Raw genomic sequence first — 4,252 nt, forward strand, 5'->3', positions numbered from 1 at the left:
GCGCGCGTGGCTCGTGCCCGCGTGGCTGCTGGCCGCCGCCGCGCTGTGGGCCGCGCGCGCGCCGCTCGCGCGGCATTTCGAATGGGGCCTGTATCTGGAACACGTGAGCTTCAACCTCGCGATGGCGCTGCTGTTCGGCCGCACGCTCACGGCCGGCGCGGTACCGCTGTGCACGCGCTTCGCGACGATGATCCACGGCACGGTCACACCGGCCGTCGCGCGCTACACGCGGCGGATCACGGCCGCGTGGACGCTGTTCTTCGTCGCGATCGCCGCGGTGTCGACGCTGATGTTCGCGACCGCGTCGATCGTCGCGTGGTCGACGTTCGCAAACTACCTGTCGCTGCCGCTCGTCGCCGTGATGTTCGCCGCCGAGCACGCGTGCCGGCGCTTCGCGCTGCCGCACGATGCGCGGCCACGGATGGTCGACGCGGTGCGCGCGTACCGCGCGACGACCCAGCCATCACGATGAATTCACGGCCAGCGCGGCGCCGCATCGCGATCGCGCCAGCCAACGCCTCCCGTTTCTACCGATTTATGCCGACTCACCCGCTGGTATTCCACTCGTCGCCGGACCAGACGATCGCCTGGCGCGACGGCGCGCCCGTCACCGTGCGCGCGTTCCTCGCCGACGTCGCCCGCGTCGCCGCCGCGCTGCCCGCGGGCGGCCACGTGTTCAACGTATGCCGCGACCGCTACCGCTTCACCGTCAGCCTGTGCGCGGCGCTCGTCGCCGGCAGGATCAGCCTGCTGCCGTCGACGCACACGCCGGAAATGGTCCGCCAGCTCGCGTCGTTCGCGCCCGACGCGTTCTGCCTGCATGACGCAGCCGATTGCGTGATCGACCTGCCGCGCTTCGCGTATCCCGACGCCGCGCCCGATGACCGCGCAGGCGACGTGGCGGGCAATCTGCAGGGCAACCCGTCGGACGACGTGCCGTTCGCGGTGCCGCAGATCGACGCGTCGCGGATCATGGCGTATGTGTTCACGTCCGGCTCGACCGGCGCGCCGGTGCCGCACCGCAAGACCTGGGGTTTCCTGGTCGGCTGCGTGCGCGCGGCGGCCGACCGCCTCGGGCTGCTCGACGGCCGCGCACACACGCTGATCGGCACGGTGCCCGCGCAGCATATGTACGGCTTCGAGTCGACGGTGCTGCTCGCGCTGCTCGGCGGACTCGCGTTCAGCAACCGCCAGCCGTTCTACCCGCTCGACATCCGCGACGAACTGGCGGCCATCCCGCAGCCGCGCGTGCTCGTCACGTCGCCGATCCACCTGCGTGCGCTGGTGTCGGCCGGTCACGCGCTGCCGCGCGCATCGCTCGTGCTGTCGGCGACCGCGCCGCTCGCGGAAAAGCTCGCATCCGAGGCCGAGGCCGCGCTCGGCGCGCCGCTCGTCGAGATCTACGGCAGCACCGAAACCGGCCAGATCGCGACGCGCCGCACGTCGCAGGGCGCGACGTGGCAGTTGTTCCCGGGCATCCGCCTCGACGCGCGCGACGATCGGGACAAGAACGGCAGGGACAAGGACAGCACGGACAACGAAAGCGCGGACGACGACAGCGGCCCGACGGTCTGGGTGTCGGGCGGGCACGTCGAGGCGCCCGTGCCGATGGGCGATGCGCTCGAACTGCTCGGCGACGGCCGATTCCTGCTGCACGGCCGCAAGGCCGACCTCGTCAACATCGCCGGCAAGCGCACGTCGCTCGCGTACCTGAACCATCAGCTCAACGCGATTCCCGGTGTCGCCGACGGCGTGTTCTTCATGCCCGACGACGCCGCGCCGGCGCACGCCGACACGGGCTGCGAACCGGTCACGCGCCTCGTCGCACTCGTCGTCGCACCGACACTCGCGGCCGCCGACCTGCAGCGCGCGCTGCGCGAGCGGATCGATCCGGCGTTCATGCCGCGCCCGCTCGTGTTCGTCGACGCGCTACCGCGCAACGAGACCGGCAAGCTGCCGCGCGACGTGCTCGCCGCGCTCGTCGCGCAGCACACGCGCACTGCCGCGGCCGGAAGCGGAACCGCCCCCGCCCCGGCGCTCACGTTCACGATTCCCGCCGATCACCCGGCGCTGCCCGGCCACTTCCCCGGCCATCCGATCGTGCCGGGCGTCGTGCTGCTCGACCATGCGATCGACGCGATCGGCGCGGCGCTGGACCGTCCGCTGCACGCGTGGCGGCTCGGCTCCGCAAAATTCCTGCGGCCGGTCGCGCCCGGAGAATCACTCAACGTCGCACTCGATACGGCGGCAAGCGGCGCGATCCGCTTCACGGTGCGTGCCGGCGCGCGCGACGTCGCAACCGGCGTGCTGTCCGCGCCGCCGGCCGCGCAGGGTGGTGTACCGCGATGAAGCGCACCGCATCATGGGCCGAGCGCCAGGAACGCAGCAACGCAGGGTTGCTGCGCGCGATGACGTGGGTCTCGCTGCGCTTCGGGCGGCGGCCCGCGCGCGTCGTGCTGCATCTCGTCGCAACGTATTTCGTGCTGTTCTCGCCGGCCGCGTGCGCGGCGTCGCGCAACTACCTGCGCCGCGTGCTCGGCCGCACCGCGCGCTGGCGCGACGTCTACCGGCACGTGTTCACGTTCGCGGCGACGATCCACGACCGCATCTACCTGATGAACGAGCGCTACGACCTGTTCGACATCCGGCTGCACGGCGAGACGCTCGTCGACGACGCGCTCGCCGGCGGCCACGGCGCGTTCCTGATGGGCGCGCACCTCGGCAGCTTCGAGGTCGTGCGCGCGCTCGGCCGCACGCAGCCGGACCTGCGCGTCGTCGTCACGATGTATGAAGAGAACGCGCGCAAGATCAACGCGACGCTCGCCGCCGTGAATCCCGCCGCGCGGCCGGAAGTAATTGCCCTCGGGCAGGTCGATTCGATGCTGAAGGTGCGCGAGCGCCTCGACGCGAACTGCATGGTCGGCATGCTCGCCGATCGCACGCTGCTCGACGACGCGGCCGCGTCGCTGCGGCGGCTGCCGTTGCTCGGCACGCCGGCCGCGTTCCCGCTCGGGCCGCTGTACATGGCCGCGATGCTGCGGCGCCCGGTGATCTTCATGACGGGCCTCTATCGCGACGGCAACCGCTACGATGTGCACTTCGAGCCGCTCGCCGATTTCTCCGACGTGCGGCGAGACACGCGCGCGGCCGCCGTCGACGCCGCGCTCGCGCGCTACGTCGCGCTGCTCGACAAGTACTGCCGCGCGGCGCCGTACAACTGGTTCAACTATTTCGACTTCTGGCAGGACGGCAAGGCTGCCGCCGCGCGCCGCGACGATGCGCCCGCGCGCGCCGACCTGTCCGCCACGAGGGATCTCTGACGCATGACCGCCATTGCCCCCAGTGCCTCGATTGCCCGCATGGCCCCCATTGCCGCGATGGCCCGCAATGCCCGCATGGCCTGCGTCGCCTCCATGGCCCGCTTGCCGTTCGCGCTGCGCCGCGCCATCCGTGCGCTCGCCGCCGCAGCAGCAGCAGCGGCCGCCACGCTCGCGCTGGCCGCGCCCGCGCACGCGGCCGACACGGGTTCGACCTGGAACCTCGACCGGCTGATGTCGACGCTCGCGCAGCACAAGACCGGGCGCGCGACGTTCACCGAGACGAAATACCTGGCGATCGCCGCGCAGCCGGTCGAATCGTCCGGCGAGCTGGTGTTCGTCGCGCCCGACCATCTCGAGAAGCACACGCTGAGCCCGAAGCCCGAACATCTGGTCGTCGACGGCGACATGCTGACCGTCGAGCGCAACAACCGCAAATACACGCTCGCGCTTGCACGGTATCCGGAGCTCGGCGCATTCATCGACAGCATCCGCGCGACGCTCTCCGGCAACCGCTTCGCGCTCGAGCAGGTGTACAGGGTCGCGCTCACCGGACGCGGCGACGACTGGACGCTGACGCTCACGCCGCTCGACTCGCGGATGCTGAAGGTCGTCAGCACGATCACGCTCGACGGCACGCGCGACGAATTGCGCCGCGTCGCGATCCGCCAGGCTGACGGCGACCACTCGCTGATGCGGCTGCAACCCGTTCCGGCGAACTGATGGACGAACGCACCCGGCCCGCGCCCCCGCCCCCGCCCGTCACCCGCCGCCGGCACGCGCTGCAGCGGCGCGCGGTGCTCGTGTGGCTGCTCGCGCTCGTCGCGTGCGGGTTCGCGATCAGCCGAGCGAGCTTCACGGCCGACCTGTCCGCGTTCCTGCCGCGCTCCCCGAGCGCCGGCCAGCGCGTGCTCGTCGACCAGCTGCGCGACGGC

General features: G+C 71.7%; 4 protein-coding genes and 1 pseudogene. All 5 read left to right on the forward strand.

Annotated elements, in window-relative coordinates; all coding sequences use genetic code 11:
• Nucleotides 1-472, forward strand: a pseudogene (locus tag G3N94_RS39970) (hypothetical protein); the annotation flags it as partial.
• A gap of 65 nt (nucleotides 473-537) precedes the next feature.
• Nucleotides 538-2,349, forward strand: coding sequence for an acyl-CoA synthetase family protein (locus G3N94_RS39975; RefSeq protein WP_205799698.1), 1,812 nt, complete (start codon nucleotides 538-540; stop codon nucleotides 2,347-2,349).
• A complete protein-coding gene (locus G3N94_RS39980; RefSeq protein ID WP_205799699.1) occupies nucleotides 2,346-3,320 on the forward strand; it encodes an acyl-CoA synthetase in 975 nt (324 codons plus the stop codon). Before G3N94_RS39975 ends, G3N94_RS39980 begins: the two co-directional genes overlap by 4 nt.
• Before the next feature lie 93 nt (nucleotides 3,321-3,413).
• Entirely contained in the window at nucleotides 3,414-4,040 is a 627-nt protein-coding gene (locus G3N94_RS39985; RefSeq protein ID WP_205799701.1) for an outer membrane lipoprotein carrier protein LolA, read from the forward strand.
• Nucleotides 4,040-4,252, forward strand: a 213-nt coding sequence (locus G3N94_RS39990; protein ID WP_205799700.1) for a hypothetical protein, incomplete at its 3' end; no start/stop codon positions are given. The genes G3N94_RS39985 and G3N94_RS39990, both read left to right, overlap by 1 nt.

The organism is Burkholderia sp. Ac-20353 (genome assembly GCF_017104785.1).
GTDB lineage: Bacteria > Pseudomonadota > Gammaproteobacteria > Burkholderiales > Burkholderiaceae > Burkholderia.